Source organism: Rhodococcus sp. WS3 (assembly GCF_003797085.1).
Lineage (GTDB): Bacteria > Actinomycetota > Actinomycetes > Mycobacteriales > Mycobacteriaceae > Rhodococcus_F > Rhodococcus_F globerula.
Window position 1 is genome coordinate 512,596 of the sequence record NZ_RKMA01000002.1, and the last position, 21,105, is coordinate 533,700.

Below are 21,105 nucleotides of genomic sequence, written 5' to 3' on the forward strand. Positions count from 1 at the left end.
CGGCTACGCCTGCCCGGATCGGCGCCGCCGCGTCCACCTCCATATCTCGTCACACCCCCACACCAGGATCGGCAACGGCAGTAGCCACAGAACCTGGTACCACTCTGGTGTCACTGTTCCGAATACTCGCAGCAATGGCGGTACCGTCACCACAATGGCGGCGAATGCCACTTCGAACGCAATTCCCCACAGCAACAACCGATTCGAGAACAGTCCGATCTGCTGCAGAGACGCATGCTCGGTGCGCGATGCCATCGCCGTGCCGATCTGACAGGACACGATCCCGAGAAAACTCATTGTCGTGGCCAGCTTCCAGGTGTGCTCGAGCGAGCCAGTCGACACGTCCGCCCCGAAAGTCCACCCTCCTGATAGGAGAGTTGCCATGAACAGGCCCATGACTGCCGCTGCCGAGACCCCACCGAGCAATCCCCACGACCGAATCAGCATCGCTTTGTCCACGACATTTTGCGAGGCTTTTCGCGGCGCCCTGTCCATCAGTCCGGGTTCTTCTTGCTCGCGGCCCAGTGCCAACGCCGGCAACGTCTCGGTACCCAAGTCGATCGCCAGTATTTGCATCACTGTCAGAGGAAGCGGAATCTGCCCTCCGGACAGCGCGTAGACGAGAAAAGGCACCACTTCCGGTGTGGCGTGCGCAAAAATGTAGACGATGAACTTCCGGACGTTGTCGTAGACCCTGCGCCCTGCTTGGACGGCTTCGACGATGGTGGCGAAATTGTCGTCGGTGAGCACCATCGTCGCTGCTTCCCGGGCGACATCGGTGCCGGATCTGCCCATTGCGACCCCGATATCCGACCTTCGCAGTGCCGGAGCGTCGTTGACGCCGTCGCCGGTCATCGCGACCACATATCCACCGGCGCGTAGAGCGTCCGTTATCCGCAGCTTCTCCTCGGGCGAACTGCGCGCGAAGATGATCTCGTTTTCGGTGTAGAGGAGCGCGTCGAGGTCCTTCTCCGACATATCTTCGAGTTCAGCTCCGGTCACCACCTGCAAACCTCTGTGCCCGATCCCCACACTTTCGGCAATTCCGCGGGCGGTCAGGCCGTGATCGCCTGTCACCACGATGATGCGAATTCCGGCCGAATGGCATTTCGCTACAGCGTTCTTGACTTCGGGTCGTGGCGGATCGATCATCGCGGCGATGCCGAGCAACGTCATCTCTCGTTCGGCCTCGCCACGATCGAATAGTTCTCCGCCGGCAACGCTGACCGAGCGTTCTGCCACCGCGATCAGTCTCAGGCCCTCGCCTGCCCAATCATGCACCAGCGCAGCAAGGTCGGAGCGATCTTCAGCCGTAATGTTGCGCTGCGCCCGTTCGGGTTCTGCGATGTGCGTGCACAGGGACAGGATTTCCTCCGGCGCGCCCTTCGCGTAGATCTCGAACCGATCGTCGACTCGATCCACCGTCGACATCCGGCGTAGTTCGGGATCGAACGGGAAAGTGGCGTCATGGCCTTTCGTCGTGGGAGATAGAGGCTCGCCGATCAGAACCGCTGCGCGCAACATCGCCAACTCCGTGGGATCCCCGGTGCTCGTGTTCTCTCCGGTCGGCGTGTCGTCGCGTAGTTCAGCAGAGCAACAGGATGCGACGGCGTGTGCCATCCGGCGCGGCAGGGATTCGTCAGGCTGAGGTTGATTGTTTCCGTCGAAAGTGAGAACACCACCCGGTGTCCATATCTTGATCGTGTGCATACGGTTGACAGTCAGTGTCCCGGTCTTGTCGGTGCAGATCACGCTCGTGGAACCGAGCGTCTCGACCGCCGAAATCCGTTTGACCAGAGCACCCCTCCTGGCGAGTGTGCGTACTCCGACAGCCAAAGCCAGCGTGATGGTCGGCAGAAGTCCTTCCGGAACGTTGGCCACAAGGAGCCCGATTGCAAAGTTCACCGAATCCCTCCAGGACAGTCCCGCAATCAGACTCCCGAGTGGTATGAACGCCGCACCCATCACGACGGCCACGCAGGCAATCAGCCACGCCACCTTCTTCACTTGCTTCTCGAGCGGGCTTTCGTCCCGTCCTACCCGTTCGGACAGAGCCGCGATTCGTCCGATCTCAGTCTTCATGCCGGTGGCAAAGACCAATCCGATTGCCTTGCCGCCCAACACGTCCGTCCCGCTGAAGGCGATGTCCCGAGCCGCCACAAGAGGACCTGTGCCGCCACCTGAATCAGCGGAAATGGAGACGGGAATGGACTCTCCGGTCAGTGCCGACAGATTGACCTGGACGGAACCGGACACCAACCGTGCATCTGCCGATACCCGGCCCCCCTCGTCGAGAACGACAACATCGCCCGGAACGAGGGCCCGCGCGTCAACGACTGTCTCGACCCGGTCCCGCAACACTGTCGCCTGAGAAGGAAGGAATGCAGAGAGCGCCTCCACCGCTTGCTCGGCGTGTAATTCCTGGACGAACGCAAAGACCGCATTGACCAGAATCACGAAGACGATTGCCACGCCTAACGGGGTAGCGCCACTGACAACCGCGAGCGCCGAAGCCATCCACAGAAGCAGCGCGAGCGGATGAGTCAACTGCCGAAGCACCTGACCTGGCCACTCACGCCCGCGCCGACGCTGGAGTTCGTTCGGTCCGTGGACAATAGCTCGACGCTCCGCTTCCCTCAACGAGAGGCCGTGCCGACCTGACCTCAGATCACGAAACATCCGTTCGACGGATTCACGCGGATTCACCGCATCCGATTCCGAATCGATGACCGTTTCGGACACACGCACCTCCCACACGGATCGAAATTCCGCGAACAGTTACTCGGTTCGAGGTTTCTCCGTACACGAGCGCAATACCAGGGTCATCGGTCGTCAAATCGTGGCTCACGACCTGCCAGATCGGAATCGAGGTCGCAGGCCATGCAACTAGTGACATTCGACCATGTAGACGACGGTCAGATGGGCGCGAGGCTGGACGGTAAACGGAACACGTCCCTCACGTCCTGGCCTCCAGCGGGACTGGGCAGTTCGAGTCCGTTCTGCACAGAACCAGGAATCACCATGAACGCAACGATCGTCGTCGTCATCATCGTCATCGTCGTCGCATTTCTGCTTTTCGCCATGGCAGTGCGAGTGGTCACCCAGTACGAGCGCGGTGTTCACTTCCGGCTCGGAAGGATCATCGCGGTGCGCAATCCCGGCCTCACGCTCATCATTCCCGCGATCGACCGGATGACCAAGGTCTCCATGCGTATCGTTACGATGCCGATCCAATCGCAGGGAATCATCACCCGTGACAATGTAAGCGTCGACATTGCGGCAGTTGCCTACTACCGCGTCATCGATGCCGAGAAATCAGTGGTCACTATCGAAAATGTCAGTTCCGCCATCAACCAGATCGCCCAAACCACTCTTCGCAACGTAGTAGGTCAACACTCTCTCGACGAAGTCTTGTCCGAGACAGCGGTGATCAACACCAGCATTCGTCAGATACTCGACACAACCACGCTGGACTGGGGTGTCGAGGTAACGCTGGTAGAGCTCAAGGACATTCAGCTGCCCGAGAGCATGAAGCGAGCGATGGCTCGCGAAGCTGAGGCCGAACGGGAGAAGAGAGCGAAGATCATTGCAGCCGAAGGTGAAGCGCGTGCCGCCGCCGGACTCGGCGAAGCGTCGGACACCATGATGGCCCACCCGTTGGCACTCCAACTGCGTAATTTGCAGACCCTTGCCGAACTCGGTGTCGAGAAGAACACCACCGTCGTATTCCCCGCGCCGCTGATGAGCGCAATCGGCGAACTGGGGTCGTTCCTCCAACGGGAAACTACTTCTGCCGAAGAGCTGTCCAGCCGCGGGTCGAATGAAAACACCGTCAACGAAACAATCTTCGACGACAACGCCCTCAACACCATCCGTTCGTGACGTAGCCCGTCAACTCATGCCGCTCCGGAAGGCGGACACCATGCGCAGCTATCTGATTCGCTCGAGCACTCGGCCCATTCGCTGGTGGAATCAGGTGCCGTGGTCCTCGAACCGGCTGATGCGCCCCTCGGACCGACTCCTGTCCTCTCTGATTATCGCCGCATGCGCAATCGGCGCTCTCGGAATACCTGTCTCGGCGGCAATCGGGACTTCCGTCTACACATCCGGCCGAGCCCGAATCGAACAGCAGTACAACACCTACCGACAGTGGAACGGAACAGTCGCAAACACCTCTCCATCGGTTCCATCGACTCCCGAGATTCCAGCAACCCCGATAGGTTCGGAGACAACAGTTGCCGGTGCCGCGAGGAAAGTCGTGACGTGGACGGTGAACGGAAACTCCCGCACCGAACCGGTGATTGCACACTTCGGTGCGCATGCCGGTGACACGATCAAGGTCTGGACGAACGGCAACGGCGACCAGGTTCCACCACCACCAGAAACGTCGATTGCGGCCGTAGACGGAGTGGCCGCTGCGATCGTGTTGTACGGTGCGACCGTTTTCGCGATGTGCATGATGATTTCCGCAGCACGAACAATGATCGGTTGGCACAACGATCGGATGTGGGACATGGAGTGGAAGAACAAATTTCAGCAGCAGGCGTGAAAACTGAAAACCTCCGGAACGAAATCAACCACGCGCATCCTCATCCTCCGTTTCCGGCTCGTCGGCAAGAACGAAATAGCTTTGTTCCTCTTGGCGGAAGTGCAGCCTCAGTACGGCATACAGCCCGTACAGGCAGGCAAGGAGGTCTTGTACCTGATCCGCTTTCACCGCACCATTGAGGTCCGCGGTTCTGACGTGATAGCCCAACCTTCGACTGAGCCGCTCGATTTCGGCGTGCGCGCCGGCCATTGTCGCGATCGAATCCGCGCCACCAATCGAACGCTCCAGCATCGGGTAGAGATTCGCGCCCTCGGAACGCTCGTGGGGAAGAATCACGTCTTGGAGAAATCTGTCGGTCTCATGAAGTCGACGCAAAGCCGACGTACGATCTCCACTCACCACCGCCTCTGCGGTGACACGGATTACTTCCAGTTCATCTCGCATCTTTCGATGGTCAGAGGAAAATCCTCGGAGCATCGTCAACAACGGCGGATCGAGTACCGGAGCCGTGGATCTTCCGCCGTTCAGTGCACGTAACGCGTTGAGTATCACGGCAACATCGATCAACTCCTGTAACAAGGCACCGACTGCGGGAATCAGGAATCCGAAGGCAGCAAAGATCATCGCGGCGAGCGACAGTGTTGTTCCGAGTATCGCGCTCTGTAACGCGATTCGGCGGGATCGACGGGCAATGTCCATAGCGTCGGCAACGCGGGAGAGTCGATCGGTTGTCAGAACCACGTCGGCCGCCTCCGACGAAGCTGTCGCGCCGCGCGCGCCCATCGCGATTCCGACCGATGCTGCCGCCAAGGCCGGTGCGTCGTTGATTCCGTCACCGACCATCAGCGTCACCGCCTGGGCCGACTCTTCGCGGACACGTGCGACTTTGTCGTCCGGTTCTTGTTCTGCATGAACGCAATCGAGCCCCAATGCAGATCCGACCTCGACTGCGGGTTCTGGTCGGTCACCCGTCAGCATGACAATCTTGCGTATCCCGGCTGAGCGCAGTCGCCGTATCGTCCACGGCGCGTCCGTCCGTATCGGGTCGAGCAGGAGAATTGCGCCACTGAGAGTGCCGTCGACACTCACCCAGGCAATCACGGCTCCGTCCAGACGCGCACGATTCTCCACTGCGGCAACCCATTCGGGACGATCGACAGTCCCGTCAATTCTCCCCACTGTGACAATTCGGCCGTCGACCGTCGCAACAACACCATAACCGGGTCGCTCAGTCACCATTTCTGGTGTGCTGAGCGATAATCCACGTGTGCGGGCACTGCGAACGATCGCTTCCGCCAGAATGTGTGACGATACCTGATCGGCAGATGCCGCCAATCGAAGGAGCGTCGCACTGTCGTAGCTATCACCACATACAACATCTGATTGTGTCGGCTGTCCGCTGGTCAGAGTACCTGTCTTGTCGATAACGAGGGTGTGGGCGCTTCCGAGCTTCTCGAGCGCTCCACCCGACCTGACGATCACGCCGATGCGCGAAGCGCGCGAAAGTCCGGAGACAATGGCAACGGGAGCGGCCAACAACAACGGGCACGGCGTCGCGACAACCAGCACCGCGACAGCCCGAGGGAAGGAGTCACTGACGGCCCACGCGGAACCGGATATGATCAACGTGGCCGGAAGGAACCAACCCGCTACCCGATCAGCGAGTCGCACAACCGGTGCGCTCTCGGCTGCCGCGTCCTGCGCCAACCGAACGATTCCTGCGTAGGTGCTCGATTGCGCATCGCGACTTGCCTCGATGCGGCAGGCCCCACCGGCATTGACCGCACCGCTCCGCACGGCGTCGCTCACAGGTCTTTCCACGACGTTGGCCTCGCCGGTCAGTGCAGATTCGTCCAGCAGTGCCGGCTCGCCGACAATCCAACCGTCGGTGGGCACCACGCTGCCAGGCCCGACCAATATCAGATCTCCGGGACCGATCTCGTCGAGTTTCACTGTCTCGAGTTGTCCGTCATGCTCGCGTTGCGCAGTGCCCGGTACGTGGTCGCGAAGAGAACGCAGATCCCGCGTCGCTCTGCGGTTGGCTGCGGCGTCGAGCGTGCGACCGGTCGCCAACATGACGGCGATCAACGCACCGGCGAGATATTCGTCGATCCACAGCGTTCCGAGGAGGGAAAGGACGGCGATGACGTCCACGCCCACTCGACCTCGGCGTAGCGCATCGATGACCCACCATGCTGCGGGGATCACAGCCACGATCGCCCCCGCTGCCCACAATGCCTCCGCTGACGGACGACTGTCGAATACCCAGGCGAGAGCGCCGGCAGTCAACGTCGTGACCGTTACGACCAATAGGACCGTCTCTGCGTTGGACGGCAAACGCGCGAGCAGGTCTCGAGTCACCGGCATGATTCCAGCGTGGCTTGGCCGATCGAATATCCGGTAGTGCCGTAATGCCTGGTTCGATCACCGCAAGACCCCGTGACAACCGCCCCGGCTTCCGAACACACTTGAAGGCAAGAGGGGACGCAAACCGACACTGTCTCGGCAATTCGAGGAGCAAATTCAGGTGGATACGCGGGACTCGTACATCGATGTACACGAGACGACTACAGGTGTGGTCCTTCTTGTCCGTGAGCGCGCGTACAAGATCAAAAAAGCGCTATCGACCGCCTACCTGGATTTCGGAACACCTACGCAACGACAGACGGCGCTGCTCCGCGAACTCGAACTCAACCGCAGGATGAGCCCGGACGTGTATCTGGGCGTAACACAGCTCAACGATCCGCTCGACGCAACAAGAGAGCCGATACTGGTGATGGCCCGGATGCCTGAGGACCGGCGACTGTCATCGATGATCACCTCAGATCAGGACGCCGCGGGCGAAGTGCACAGTATCGCTTCCCTGATAGCCGATTTCCACCGCCGAGCTATCCGAGGCGCGTGGATAGACGAGCAAGCGACAGCAGAGAGTGTCGGCGCCCGGTGGAAATCGAACATTGCCGAACTACGAGAACTATGTGTCGGCACCGTTCCCGTCGGCAGCGTCGATGAGATCAACACAATGGCCGAGACGTTCTTGTTGGGCCGAACAGTGCTGTTCGACAGGAGAATTGCCGACGGACATATCGTTGACGGACACGGCGACCTGCTGTCCGACGACATATTCGTCCTTCCTGACGGTCCTCGAATCCTCGATTGCCTCGACTTCGACGACCAACTCAGATTCGTCGACACGATAGACGATGCAAGTTTCCTCGCCATGGACCTGGAATTCCTCGGGCGAGAGGATCTAGCGGACGAGTTTCTCACCACGATAGTCGCGCTGTCGCAGGATCTTCCACCGCGGGCGCTGATCGACCACTACATCGCATATCGTGCGACTGTCCGCGCGAAAGTCGATGCACTGCGTATGAGGCAAGGTGGAACGGGCAGCATCGCGCGACTCGAACGCCACCTCGCTCTTGCCTGTTCTCACCTTCGGCGTGCCGAGGTGCGGTTGTGCCTGGTCGGCGGACTCCCAGGTTCGGGTAAATCAACACTGTCGGTCGGTCTCGCCGAACATACCGGCGCTGTTGTCATTTCGAGTGACCGACTGCGTCGCGAACTGATGGAGGATGGCACACTCACCGGCGCGGCCGACGAGTACCGGCAAGGTCTCTACTCCCCCGCAGCTCTGGACACGGTCTATGCCGAGATGTTGGCACGGGCGCACCGGCAGCTGACGATGGGACAGTCCGTCATCCTGGATGCGACATGGTCAGATTCCAGGTATCGACACAACGCTCAGGGATTGTGTTTGTCCACGTCGTCGGCGTTGATAGAAATCTGCTGCAGTACGCCGTTACCTGTTGCTGTACAACGAATTGCGATGCGCACGGAATCGCTGTCCGACGCCACCGCCACAACGGCGGCCGCTATCGAAGCCGGACAGGATCCGTGGCCTGAATCCGTTTCGATCGACACCAACATCGACATCGACGTCAGCATCGAAGCCGCGGTGAATGTGTGGAATTCATCAGGGCATTCACCCGTCGACGGTGCGTAATCACGGTACGACGGTCAGGACCTCCTCGACCGTGCGCCTACCCGAGACAACGGGTTCTGTAGCTCCCAACTGCGCTTGCCCCGATGCTGTCTCCGCGGAATGCGATGATAATCCGATCCGGATCATGATCTGCGGATTCTGGAATGTCTCGCCCGACCTACATGCGACGTCGCGCACGATCTCCCGACTTGCCTCCACCTCCGTGAGGTGTGTCAGTGGACAGGTGGCGAGATGCGAGGCAGTTGCGTGTAGCAATACCGACGACACTGCCTGTCCCGCGTTCAACCAGTCTTTCGGCGTATCCGATGCAGTACTGAGCAGAACCAACGCAGCATTATCGCGTGCACCGCGTTGGATCTTCAGGTGCCCGGAAGGGAATGCTCGGGCGGATACGTCCTCGTGTGAGGAGAGCGCATCGGGCAATGCACCAAGAGGCACGCCGGACTCGGCACCATCCGGAGTAGTCCACGCCTCGAGTTCGTTCCAATAGGCGGTATCACTGCGGTGCTCCTGCGCGGCGATCCTGGACGCCTTGTCGAGCATCGCGCCGTAGCGGCGCACGATGACCGTCATAGACGCCTCGAATTCGCGCGCGTTCACTGCCAAACCGGTCAACGCCCCAGCCCGAGGTGGATCGAAGGGGCGTCTGTCGGTCCGTCGACGCTCCAAGGTCGAGAACAGGGCTGCGCTGGAACCTATCGGTTCCGCTCGACCCCGGAACGTGATCGAGGCCAACAGATCCGGGTCGGTGTGGTCAGGGAGTGTCACAACGATCGGTTCGAGGAGATTGTGTTCCAGAGCAACTCGCAGGTGATGGAGCGCTGCGCCACAGCTGATGACCAGTTGCCTACCGCTAGGGTCCTCGATTGGGATCGAGCGGCGACGATCGACGTACAGACTTAGTTCACCACGCCGCAATCGCCAGGACCACGGTTGAATGTTGTGGACGGACGGAGCCAGGCATGCGTATGAAACGGCACTCGAGATCGTTTCGGCATCCGCGCTTGCGTAGTGCACCATGTTCGATCACTCTCGTCTGGAATTTCCCACGGCAGAGCGCACCGCGGGCATCTTTCGATCGTGCGCCGATCGCCACTGGTCTCGCTACGGCCGTTGGTCATCATGATCATCACCCTGGCTTCAGGGCGAGTTCTCGAGTTCGTTTCGAAGGTTCGTGACGATTCCCTCGGCCCATTGTTCGATGTCGGACCAATCTCGCGCGTCACCGTACTTGCCGCCCATGAGGGCAAACACGCATCGCCCGAACAGTGGCCAATCGCCGCGTCTGACCACGCCGGCAAACTGTCGATGGTCGCGTAGGTCAGATCCTGACCTGAGTCGCGCGACGGTATTCGGCTCCCTGGCCGTCGCGCGAATGCGCCGCGTAAGTCGGTCAGCAACAAGACTCGATGTCTCGCCCCAGGTGGACACCGAGAACGCCCACACCGGTGGCACCTGTTCGCCGGCGAGCAGTCGATCCACCGCAGTGCGAGCCGGGGGCAACCAGTCCCGATCATGTACTGCACTGCCCAATATCACAGCGTCGAACCGGCCGAGATCTGAATCTTGTTCCGCCGAAACAATTTTCGTGTCCGCTCCCAGATTCTCACAGCATTCTCCGATCCTTCGGGCAATTCCTTCCGTGGATCCCTTGGCGCTCGCATACTCGATCAGAATCCGGGGCATCGTCACTCGCCCCTGTCTGGAAGCGGAACGGACCACACCAAGGTGGTGCCGGGGCGGGTGGTGTTGAGCAGGTCGAATGTTCCGTCGAGTTCTGCCGCACGCTCAGCCAAGTTGCGTAGTCCCCGCCGACGGATTCCTAACGGAACCCCGACTCCGTCATCGGCTATCGTCATCGTCAGATCATCGAGCACCTCGACAGTAACCGTCGCCGACGACGCATGCGCGTGCTTGACCACATTGCTGAGTCCTTCCCGCAGCACGGCTTCGACATGGTCCGCGACCTTCGGACTTACCACAGTAAGTGGACCTTTCACTTGCAGCGAGACCTTCAAGTCGGTGTCCGCGGTAACCTCGGCGATCACGCTGTGCAGACGGCCTCGAAGGGTGGGGACTTCATCCCCGAATGCATGCAGATCGAAGATAGTCCTACGTATGTCCTGAATGATGTCCTGCAAATCGTCAATAGTTGCCGTGAGCCTGCGCTGAACCTCCGGTGTCCGCGCACGTTGCAAGGTGCCTTGAATCGACAACCCGACCGCAAATACGCGTTGAATGACGTGATCATGGAGGTCACGCGCGATCCGATCACGGTCGGCGAGTACGTCGAGCTCACGTAACCGACGTTGATTATGGGCCAACCGAAGCGCGACCGCTCCCTGATCGGCAAATGCCGACATCTTCTCCACTTCGTCCGGTCGGTAAGCTTGGGACTCCCGAACTTTCAGGACAGCCAGTACTCCTGAGACCTGTTGTCCATCGCGTAGAGGGAGAACGATTGCCGGACCGTAATCATGTTCGTCGTCGAACCCCGGATCGAACGCCAGCGAGTTCGTGCTGATCGGCTTCTTCAGCCGGTAGGCCTGCCCTGACGTGGAGCAGTCCAACGGAATGCCGTGGCCGACGAGTAAGTCGGTGCCAGGGCCGCTCGCGACCGTGATGACCAATTCGACAGGATCAGCGGACGTCAGTTCCGGATCAGGTGGCACTGCCAGGAACGCGCAATCCGATTGTGTCAGTGACAGAGATCTGTCGGTGATGAGCTGAAGAACCGCGACTGGATCCGCACCTGCAAGCAAGGCCGTGACAACCTCACCTGTCGCATACTGCCACTGTTGCTTGATGTTTGCCTGTGCGTAGAGCTGTGAGTTTTCGATCGCGATCCCGGCTGCCGACGCGAGGATCTTTACGATCATCTCGTCGTGCTCGGTGAAGGACTGCCCGTTCGTCTTCTCTGTGAGATAGAGATTGCCGAACACCACCCCTCTGGTTTGGATCGGTACACCGAGAAAACTGTGCATCTGGGGGTGGTGCTGAGGGAACCCGACAGACGCCTCGTGCTGGGACAGATCGTCCAGACGCAAGGGTTTCGGGTCCGAGATCAGCACGCCGAGCACACCACGACCACGCGGGAGGTCCCCGATCTGCGCGCGAGTCGCCTCGTCGATTCCCTCGAACACGAATTGCTTCAATTCGTGACCTTCACCCAGGACACCGAGCGCACCGTGTTTTGCGTCGACCAAGGAAATTGCGGATTTGACGATGGTACGCAGCGTTACATCCAGATCAAGTCCTGCCGAGACTGCAAGCAACGCTTCCAAAAACCCGTCGACGCGAATGAGTTCGTCTGATCGGGCATCACATTCGTTTGGAGGATGTCCGAACAGTCTTTCGTGATCCAGCTCGTCGTTAGTCATTTCGGTGGCAGATGCTCATGCATTTTCGTAGCGAGAATCGCAGCTTGGGTGCGACGTTCGACACCCAGTTTGCTCAACAAACGCGAGACATAGTTTTTCACGGTCTTCTCCGCCAGGAACATCCTCGCGGCAATCTGCCTGTTCGTCAGACCCTCGCCCAGTAGACCCAGTAACACGCGCTCCTGATCGGTCAGTTCTTCGAAGGGGCCGTTCTTCTCCGCCGCATCGGTCCGAAGCTTCGCCATCAGCGCCGCGGCGGCACGGTTGTCGAGCAGCGACTTTCCCGATCCGACGTCATGGACGGCACGGGTCAGATCCAGCCCCTTGATGTCTTTCACGACATACCCACTGGCTCCGGCCAGGATCGCGTCCAGCATCGCCTGATCGTCTTCGAAGGAGGTGAGTATCAAGCACCGCAGTCCGGGCAGTTTCGAGAGCAACTCGCGACACAGTTCGATCCCGTTACCATCCGGCAACCGGACGTCGAGGACCGCAACATCGGGCACAAGAGCCGGGATCCGCGCCAGCGCATGCGCGTAGCTCGACGCTTCACCGACGACCCGCAGATCCGGATCGTCGTCGAGCAACTCCGCAAGACCACGACGCACAACTTCGTGGTCGTCGACCAGAAATACATCGATCATCGATACGTCCGTTCTCCCACGTGGATAGGCGCGATTACCCACACTCCCCGGCTACCCATCGCAGAGTGAACGAATCAGTAACTCCAGAAGACGTCGGTCACGGGTCGGCGCGGCGTCGGTTGTGGGCGGGTACCGGTCGGGGCCCGGCCGATACGCACAAGCATCTGCGGTGTTCCGATTTCGGGCACCATCCGTTGAATGATCGAACGACTTCTCGGCACTTCGGTCACATGAGACAGCGGACACGTCGCTGCCCCTCGCACCGTGGCATCGAGCAGAATCGCGGACAGGGCGTGGCCACAGCGCAACCAGTCCGTGCGACTGTCCGATGGCGTACCGAGCGCGAGCACTGTCGACTCGTCAGTAAATCCTGCCGCATCGGTCGGCGCATTCTGCCGCACGGGAAAGGTTCGGCCGATCGGAACCCCACCTGAACCTGCCACCAGGGACGTCTCCGGGATCCCTCCTGACGTCATGGAATGCCCAGCCCACCAATGCAGCTCGGTTTGATATTCCGCGTCGTACCGTCGAGCAGCCGCCGTCGACCGCGTTGCCTCGACAAGACCTTCCCTCTGAGCTTCATCCAAGGCGATAACGCTGACGTTCAACTCCTGCGCCTGGTCGACAGCGCTCACGATCAGAGCGTCGATCCCCTCAAAAGTACCGAAAGCCCGGCGATCAGTCCGACGACGGCGAATCGCCGTCAGCATGTCGAAGTCATGCGAGCGCGGACGCGCATCACGCCGGAAGCCGATCGTGGCAAGCAAGTCCGGGGAGATGGCGCGGCGTTCGTATCGAATGTCAGTAGTCCACCGCAAGCCAAGCAAACCCACACTCAGATGGTGCAGCGCGGCACCACAACTGATGTGCAATTGTCGACCGGTGGGATCAGCTGCCGGAAGTAGCCTGGTGCGGTCACCGAAAAGCTTCAGCTCACCACCAGAGTGCTCCCATCGCCACGGCTGACTGTTGTGCAAAGAGGGTGCCCGACATGCCAACTCGACGGCAAGCTGCAACACGCTCGAATCGGGTCTGGTGATGTCCATTTCCCCTTCTCCTCCAGTGTCAACCGAACAAAGGTTCCGGATACTGCTGTCAGTAGAAGCGTCGCAGCACCGAGGCATCTACAGAAGTGCCGATTGTCACCGCCTCACAGATATCGGAAACCAGATAACGCGCAGAAGGGAATGACACCGGAAATGACTTTCTCCTCTGCTGTCAGGACTGCCACTAGCCGACGATTCAATAACAGTCCCGTCGTTCTTGCCTCGAGCCGAAGGAGATCAGCCGTGAGAATCAACCCCCCTGTAGTTGTCGGATACGACGGATCGGCGCAATCACGTCAGGCAGTGTCCTGGGGTGCGCGCGACGCTGCTCTTCGCAGCGCGCCCCTACTTGTAGTGACCACCATGTTCACCCCCTCGAACTACGGTGTTCCGATCGGCATGCCTGCTCTCTACTTCGACGAGCAGGCGGCATCGGCGAAAAGACGCTTGGCGGAAGCAACCGAACTGGCGACCGCCGCAGCGGGAGAGCATGAACTCGCGGTCGACGTCGAACTTGCCAACGATCCACCTGTCGTCGTTCTCCGTGAAATCTCCAAGACTGCAAGATTATTGGCTGTAGGAACCCGGGGTCATGGAGAATTCACGGGCGGGTTGGTGGGTTCGGTGAGCTCATCCCTGGCGGTGCACGCGCTATGTCCTGTGGTCGTCCTTCGTGGAAACTTCGACGAGGACCAAGACACCGACACACGTCCTGTCGTCGTCGGTGTCGACGGAAGCGTGCACAGTGAACCCGCTATCGCCGCAGCCTTCGAAGAAGCCTCACTGCGAGGGGTCGACCTCGTCGCGGTACACGCCTGGTCGGATATCGCCCTCGACGTTGTTTTCTCGAAGTTCCGGGAAGTCGATTGGGAGGCACGCCACGACACCGAACGCGCCCTCACCGCGGAAAGCCTCGCCGGATACGGTGACCGATACCCGGACGTGCGTGTGACAACCGTAGTGGTCAAGGACAAGCCAGGCAAGAATCTGATCGACCATTCCGGACGCGCACAATTGATCGTTCTCGGTCGCCGTGGGCGCGGCGGATTCAGTGGAATGCTCCTCGGAAGCACCTGCCGAGAAGTTCTACACGAGGCACAGTGTCCACTGATGATCGTCAACAGTCATCGGTGACCGACGTGAGCCACAGCGCCCGACCTTCGGCATCTATGACAGCGTGGCAGGCACGCAACCCCGGAACGATCAGAACCCATCCCCTGGTCGAGGTACGGACCCTGCGCCCGACGATCGGCGCCGGCGAAATTCTGGTTCGAGTTCTCGCGTGCGGGGTGTGCCGCACCGATCTCCATGTCGCCGAAGGTGATCTGCCGGTACACCGAGTCTGTGTGATCCCGGGCCACGAAATTGTCGGGGTGGTCGAGGAGGTCGGAAGCAGCGTCGAGTCGTTCGCTCCCGGTGACCGCGTCGGAATTCCCTGGTTGCATTCGACGTGCGGCCGATGCCGTTACTGCCTTCGCGGCGCAGAGAACTTGTGCCCGCATTCGACGTACACCGGCTGGGATGTCGATGGCGGATACGCCGAATACGTCTGCGCATCAGCAGAGTTCGCACTCTCCCTGCCATCCGGATACTCCGATGTCGAACTGGCGCCGCTACTCTGCGCAGGAATCATCGGGTTTCGTGCCCTGAACCGTGCGTCCCTGCCAGAGGATGGCCGACTGGGAATCTACGGCTTCGGCGGGAGCGCCCACATCGCCGCCCAGGTAGCACTTGCCCGAGGAGCAGAAGTACATGTCATGACACGCAGCAAATCTGCGCGTGCCCTTGCGACCAGCCTGGGTGCCACCTCCGTACAGGGCGCGTACGACCGCCCTCCAACGGTGCTCGATTCGTCCCTCCTCTTTGCACCGGTCGGTGACCTCGTTCCCACCGCACTCGAAGCGTTGGACCGAGGTGGAATCCTCTCGATCGCCGGCATACACCTCTCGGACGTCCCGTCTCTGAACTATCAGAGGCACCTGTTCTACGAACGCGAGATACGTTCGGTCACAGCGAATACTCGCCGCGATGCCGTCGAATTCCTCGAATTCGCCGGGCGCCATCACCTGGACATCAGCACCGTCACCTATCCTCTCGACCAAGCCAATCGCGCCTTGGTCGATCTTGCAGCAGACAGAACTATCGGTGCCGCAGTGCTCGTGCCATGACAACCCAGGACCGCAATACACCACGATGAGCGATGAACAGACGGCCGAAAGACCTGGCCGCTAGGTCAGTTGGACTGTGGCGCCCGGGTGAAGTTGCACGACCTGACCACGGCACTCGACCTCGATTGGTGGCTGGGTCCCCGCCGCGGCGCTGACCTGCACTACCTTGCGATTGATACACAGACGCAGTCGATGGCCCCGGTAGAAAATGGGAAACTCGAGGGTGCCTAGTTGCTCCGGCCAGTGCGGGGAAAAGATGAGTCGGTCACCTCGCGTCTCGAGCCCGGTAAAACATCGTTGCAGCAGATCGACACTGCCGGCCATGGCAGCTAAGTGAATTCCCTCCGCGGTGGTTCCCCCCTGAATATCGGCGATGTCGGATTTGAGCGCCAGGTCGAAGAACTCCATCGCGCGATCGCGGTTTGCTCGTGCCAGCACCCAGGAATGGACAACGCCACTCAGCGTCGAGCCGTGCGAAGTGCGTGCCATGTAGTAGTCGATGGTTCTCGGTATGGCGTCACCGGCGAACTCATAGCCCAAACCGCCGAGGATGAACCGTAACTCGTCGGAGGAGAGCAGGTAGAACAGCATCATGACGTCGGCTTGCTTCGATGCCTTGTAGCAGTTGACGTCGTCACCCTCGGCCTCGAGTATTCGATCGAGGCGTTGGATGTCGCTGTAGCGGCGGCGATACTCTTCCCAATTCAGTTCCGGAAGGTCGGCATATCCCTCGAACTGGCTGATGACCTGATCGTGAAACGGGACGAACATGTGGGCAGTGATATCCCTCCACCGATCGATTTCCACTGTGGTCAGTCCCAGCGTCCGAGTCAGGTCCGAGCGAATCTGAAGCGGGACCACGTTGAGCGCTTCGAGTGCCTGCAGCATCACCCAGACCGACATGACATTGGTATATGCGTTGTTATCGATCCCACCGAAAGGGGCGTTCGGGTATCCGGAGTGGAACTCGTCAGGGCCGATGACGCCTCGGATGACATATCGACCGAGCGCCTGGTCGAAGGAGGTGAGGCTGGCGTAGAAACGGGCAATTTCCACCAAAACCTCTGCACCGCAATCGATCAGGTACTCCATATCTCCAGTGACCTGATAGTACTGCCATACGTTGTAGGCGATCGCGATGCCGATATGGTGCTGGCGCCGACTTGGGTCCGGGTGCCAGCGACCGGATCTCGGATTGAGATGCAGTTGCTGGCTCTCCTCTCGACCGTCACTGCCCGACTGCCACGGGAACATCGCGCCCTGGTGACCGGCTTCGCTCGCCGCCCGGCGGGCCTCCCCCAAACGGCGGTATCGATACCGCAGCAATGATCGGGTCAGCGTGGGCATCCGAAGGTTCAGCACCGAAAAAACGAACAGCTCGTCCCAGAAGATATGGCCTCGATACGCCTCCCCATGCAGTCCGCGTGCCGGTACGCCTACGTCACGGTCGGCGGTGTTCGGTGAGACCGACTGCAACACGTGAAGGGCATGGAACCGTACGACGCGCAGCGCGTGGCCGTGGCCCTCGAAGTCGATGCCCATACGGTCCCACAGAGACACCAGCGCCAGCACATGACGGTCGAGCACCACATCGAAACGGCCCAGCCGGGAGAGCCAGCGTTCGGCTTCGTCAGCTGGCTCGGACACCGCGTGATCACGGCCGGTGAACACGGTCACCATTTTCTCGAGAGTGACAGAACAGCCCGTGTCGAGGTCCACGGTGATGTCGTGCCCGATGCGGCCGTCGCCCTCGACTAGCCGGTATCGGCTTGGGAAGGGATCGCCGTCACGCCACACCGTATTCCGGGCTGCCATCGCCACCGGTATTCGAGATTGGTTGGTCTGCACCACAAGCAGCACCGAGTCGTTGGAGAGTGCGGCGGCCTTCGTCAGTGCGAGGTGACGGCTGCTGAGTCCGCGGTAGCGCTCGACCAGTGTGTTTTCGACCGTGCCGTCGAGTTCCGAACGGATCTCGAGTCGGCCCGACCAGTTTTCGGCCACAATTGTCATCTCGAGGGCACAGGCATGCGAGAGGTGCATGGCAACAAATCTTCGCTGGACGATCGTGGTGGTGTGACCCGCGTTGTCGCGGATCCGGAAGCGGCGAGTGAGAATTGCCCGGCGAAGATCAAAGTACTGATGGAATTCGAGCACTTCCGCAGTGTCGAGTTTGAACCACGGCCCGCCGTCGATCCGGAATGTCACCGGCAACCAGTTGGGCAGGTTCACCATGCTTTCGTTGTCGAGGGTGCTCCCGGTTATTTCGTCCTGGAGACGGTTGAATATGCCGGACGCGTACGTACCCGGGTAGTGCCCGGCGCCTGCGCTGGATTCAGGTGCGCAACCGCGAGTGGCGAAAGCACCGTTACCTACCGTGCAGAGTGCCTCTCGAAGTTTCTCGGTGTTCGGGTCGTACCCGTCGAAGAACACTGTCCAAGGATCACTCGGCTCCGGCACTGTCGCCGAATGGCTTCCCAGCAGATCGGCCAGCCATTGCAACAGGTGGCAGACCTCGTCGGGGCTGTCGACCGCGAATCTGGCAGCCGACCGTCGATCGCCGTCCTCGAAGTGACGCACCACGATACCGACTCCGAGGTCCGCCACCGCGGCAAAGGCATCCTCGTCGGTGAAGTCGTCGCCGATATAAATCGGCAGTACGTTGTCGGTGTCTGTGAGGTGGTCGAGAATCCAGTCCAGTGTCTGGCCTTTGTCCCAGTCGACGTCGGGGCGAAGCTCGGCGACCTTGCGCCCGCTGGTGACACGGAGCCCGGCTCGATCCGCGACTTTGTGGACCGTGGCGACCACCTCGTCGACCATGTCCATATCCACTGTTCGGTAATGGACGGCAACAGTAAAATTCTTGTGCTCCACTACAACTCCCGGAATGCTGGACAGGCGGTCTCGAAGCATGTGCGTGGCACGTTCGAGATCCGGCACCGACGACAGGGCTGTGTCGTTCCGGTAGTGATGTCCGCCTGGTCCGACGACTTCGAAACCGTGACTCCCCGCATACCAGATCCCGGTCATGCCAACTCGAGTCTGTATGTCTGACAGATCGCGGCCGCTGATCACACCTACCGGGCAGCAGTGTGCGAGCCGGGCAAGCTCGTGTGCGACACCGTCGACCAGGGTGGCAGCGGCCGGGTCGTTCACGATGTTCGAGAGTGTGCCGTCGAAGTCCAGGAATACTGCTGGCTGCCGGGAACGCACAAGGGCGGTCAACTGATCTCGGGATGCCAAAGCTTCCGGTATCTCCGACATTCGGCGGCCGAGCGGGCTTGCCGGAGCCCGTGTCATCGAGTCAGCTCCAACGGCGTGTGCACAATGTTCTCTCTCCTGGTTTCCGTGATGTCGGAGTGGTTCGGTGGCGATGCCTCAGTTGACCGGTCCCACTACAAACCCTGCTTTCGCAAGATCTGCAAACGCAGGGTCCGTGCGTGAACCGTCGTCCCGAACCTCGACGTATCGCGCGGAATACCCCCGCGGGTCGGGTGCGCTGCCGACCTCCGGTCGCCTCTCGAGCACCACGGCGCCCGGCCACCGTGCATGCACAGCGGCGCTCAAGAGCGTTCCGTCGACGACACCTACCGAAATCGGGCCACCCTCACCGACCACTACGACTCTCCGGCCGTCGGTCATCATCCACACACCGACGGGAAACGACCGAGCCTCACCCGGTCCGTCGATGACCACCATCTCACCTATCGCGCTCACACAGTGTGCAGACTCCCGAGATTCCATTGTGCTTGTGCCCTCCTGCGTTGGCGTCATCGATCACAGGGTGATCGTCACTCTTGACGTTAGTGGGATAACCCGCGTCAAACCCGTGCCGTCGGAACACAAGTGAGATGGTCCAAAGGCCCTTTTTCATGCACCTGGTGACTCTCGCGTCAGGCAGGTCGCCGCGGAACAATTCGAGTTGGGAACCGATCGTTCTCCGGCAAACTCGATCGCACTGTCCTCGGATTCGGCGAATAGCTCGCATCCCGGGCGGAGCTCCGGAAGAGGACTTCCGCATTGGGCGTCGGTGCACAGTTGGGCAGAATCGATTATCGACACACCCCGGCGAACACGCCACTTGGAACCGGAAGGCAACTCATGACCATGCGCGCACCGATTGTCGTCGGAGTCGACTGTTCCGACGCCGCGTCGAACGCCGTTCGGTGGGCTGCTCGAGAAGCCGCGCTACGGGCACGCCCACTGCACCTGGTCGCCACGATGCCCGGTACGGAAACTACTTTCCGAAACGCCGTAGCGCTGCAAGCACCTGAGTTCCCGGATCAACGCTACGAAGGTGAGGAACGGCTCTCGAAAGCCCATGCGGAGGCACTGAACTCAGCCGAGTCCACACGACTCACCATCGTCAAGCACTTGAGATTCGGCAATGCTGTCGAACTGCTGCTGGACGAATCGCACGACGCCGCAATGCTTGTCGTGGGGTCGCACGGGCTTGATCAATTCGCATCAGGTGTCCTCGGCTCCACAAGCGCGGCAGTGGTGTTGCATGCTCCATGTCCGGTGGCGATCGTCCGACACATTACTGGCGCGAACCGATCGCCGCTCGACGGTCCGGTGGTAGTGGGTGTCGACGGCACGGAAAACAGCGAACCTGCCATCGCCGAAGCATTCGAAGCTGCATCCCTGCACGGAGTCGATCTCGTTGCAGTCCATGCCTGGCGCGATTCTCATCTCACGACCGCCTTCACCTCCGACCCCAACGGTGTCGCCCTCGACTGGGACGCGATCGCTACCGCCGAACACGCCGTGCTCGCTGAACGACTCGCCGGGTGGAAAGAAAAGTACCCCGATGTCGCGGTTCGGCGGGTCGTCGTCAAAGACCGCCCTGCACGGCAGTTGAATGCCGAATCGACATCAGCACAACTCGTCGTCGTGGGACGACGCGGGCGCGGCGGAATTTCTTCGATGCTTCTCGGTTCCACAAGCCGGCACCTCATGCATACGGTGTCGTGCCCTCTGTTGATCGTCCATTCCCCCGTTGCTTCCTGACCGAAAATCCGACCACCACTAAGCACATCAGACTGATCGGGCTGACAATGACCACACACCTCGAACCGTCCGCATCCCCAGAGACATCGCAGTCCGCACAGCGATCCCTGACCGTCAACCGCCTCGCCGCCGAGTTCTCCGGACGCATCTCCCCGGAATGTATCGACATCGTCGTCGAGGGCGCTCTGGCCGACCTGTCATGGGAATCGTCGAAGGCTCTCCTCGAATTGAGCGAACGCCTCGCTCGTCAACGGATCATCAGTTACCTCGACAGCAAGGCCAATAACTTCGACTGAGAGGGCGCC

At 60.4% G+C, this 21,105-nt stretch carries 16 protein-coding genes; 7 read left to right on the forward strand and 9 right to left on the reverse strand.

What is annotated here, in order from left to right; all coding sequences use genetic code 11:
- Positions 1-3: 3 nt before the first annotated feature.
- Positions 4-2,742 (reverse strand): cation-translocating P-type ATPase, encoded by a 2,739-nt coding sequence (locus tag EEB13_RS16405; RefSeq protein WP_307718107.1) that lies wholly within the window; start codon positions 2,740-2,742, stop codon positions 4-6.
- A gap of 279 nt (positions 2,743-3,021) precedes the next feature.
- Between EEB13_RS16405 and EEB13_RS16410 the strand changes: the two genes are divergently transcribed.
- Positions 3,022-3,882: a slipin family protein gene (locus tag EEB13_RS16410; protein WP_051730695.1), complete on the forward strand. Its 861-nt coding sequence runs from the start codon at positions 3,022-3,024 to the stop codon at positions 3,880-3,882.
- A 40-nt stretch (positions 3,883-3,922) separates the two neighbouring features.
- A complete protein-coding gene (locus tag EEB13_RS16415; RefSeq protein ID WP_033236223.1) occupies positions 3,923-4,549 on the forward strand; it encodes a hypothetical protein in 627 nt (208 codons plus the stop codon).
- Positions 4,550-4,573: 24 nt separating this feature from the next.
- Here EEB13_RS16415 and EEB13_RS16420 read toward each other — a convergent pair whose 3' ends face one another.
- A complete protein-coding gene (locus tag EEB13_RS16420) occupies positions 4,574-6,916 on the reverse strand; it encodes a heavy metal translocating P-type ATPase (protein WP_033236222.1) in 2,343 nt (780 codons plus the stop codon).
- Positions 6,917-7,076: 160 nt separating this feature from the next.
- Here EEB13_RS16420 and EEB13_RS16425 point away from each other — a divergent pair, with 160 nt between their 5' ends.
- Complete coding sequence (locus EEB13_RS16425; RefSeq protein WP_051730686.1) at positions 7,077-8,555, forward strand: AAA family ATPase; 1,479 nt, start codon at positions 7,077-7,079, stop codon at positions 8,553-8,555.
- Here the strand turns inward: EEB13_RS16425 and EEB13_RS16430 are convergent, their stop codons facing one another.
- The 5 genes from EEB13_RS16430 to EEB13_RS16450 form a co-directional block, all read right to left on the reverse strand.
- Positions 8,556-9,575 (reverse strand): Acg family FMN-binding oxidoreductase, encoded by a 1,020-nt coding sequence (locus EEB13_RS16430; protein WP_033236220.1) that lies wholly within the window; start codon positions 9,573-9,575, stop codon positions 8,556-8,558.
- Between the two features lie 120 nt (positions 9,576-9,695).
- Entirely contained in the window at positions 9,696-10,241 is a 546-nt protein-coding gene (locus EEB13_RS16435; RefSeq protein ID WP_033236219.1) for a flavodoxin domain-containing protein, read from the reverse strand.
- Between the two features lie 2 nt (positions 10,242-10,243).
- Entirely contained in the window at positions 10,244-11,935 is a 1,692-nt protein-coding gene (locus EEB13_RS16440; RefSeq protein WP_080711823.1) for a GAF domain-containing sensor histidine kinase, read from the reverse strand.
- The gene (locus EEB13_RS16445; protein WP_033236218.1) at positions 11,932-12,579 is read right to left on the reverse strand and encodes a response regulator transcription factor; all 648 of its coding nucleotides are present in this window, start codon (positions 12,577-12,579) and stop codon (positions 11,932-11,934) included. The genes EEB13_RS16440 and EEB13_RS16445 overlap by 4 nt, the downstream gene beginning before the upstream one ends.
- Positions 12,580-12,653: 74 nt before the next feature.
- Entirely contained in the window at positions 12,654-13,625 is a 972-nt protein-coding gene (locus tag EEB13_RS16450) for an Acg family FMN-binding oxidoreductase (RefSeq protein ID WP_033236217.1), read from the reverse strand.
- 243 nt (positions 13,626-13,868) lie between these two features.
- On the opposite strand from EEB13_RS16450, the gene EEB13_RS16455 reads away from it, so the two are divergent.
- Together EEB13_RS16455 and EEB13_RS16460 are read left to right on the forward strand one after the other, a co-directional pair.
- Positions 13,869-14,759: a universal stress protein gene (locus EEB13_RS16455; protein ID WP_261984568.1), complete on the forward strand. Its 891-nt coding sequence runs from the start codon at positions 13,869-13,871 to the stop codon at positions 14,757-14,759.
- A 35-nt stretch (positions 14,760-14,794) separates the two neighbouring features.
- The gene (locus tag EEB13_RS16460; protein ID WP_033236215.1) at positions 14,795-15,793 is read left to right on the forward strand and encodes a zinc-binding alcohol dehydrogenase family protein; all 999 of its coding nucleotides are present in this window, start codon (positions 14,795-14,797) and stop codon (positions 15,791-15,793) included.
- A gap of 60 nt (positions 15,794-15,853) precedes the next feature.
- On the opposite strand, the gene otsB is transcribed toward EEB13_RS16460, so the two are convergent.
- Positions 15,854-19,090 (reverse strand): trehalose-phosphatase, encoded by a 3,237-nt coding sequence (gene otsB, locus EEB13_RS16465; protein ID WP_141485817.1) that lies wholly within the window; start codon positions 19,088-19,090, stop codon positions 15,854-15,856.
- Positions 19,091-19,168: 78 nt separating this feature from the next.
- A complete protein-coding gene (locus EEB13_RS16470; RefSeq protein WP_141485818.1) occupies positions 19,169-19,564 on the reverse strand; it encodes a hypothetical protein in 396 nt (131 codons plus the stop codon).
- A gap of 327 nt (positions 19,565-19,891) precedes the next feature.
- Here EEB13_RS16470 and EEB13_RS16475 point away from each other — a divergent pair, with 327 nt between their 5' ends.
- Both EEB13_RS16475 and EEB13_RS16480 read left to right on the forward strand, forming a co-directional pair.
- On the forward strand, positions 19,892-20,800 hold the full coding sequence (locus tag EEB13_RS16475; RefSeq protein ID WP_033236266.1) for a universal stress protein: 909 nt from the start codon (positions 19,892-19,894) through the stop codon (positions 20,798-20,800).
- Between the two features lie 47 nt (positions 20,801-20,847).
- A complete protein-coding gene (locus tag EEB13_RS16480; RefSeq protein ID WP_033236213.1) occupies positions 20,848-21,096 on the forward strand; it encodes a hypothetical protein in 249 nt (82 codons plus the stop codon).
- Positions 21,097-21,105 lie beyond the last annotated feature (9 nt).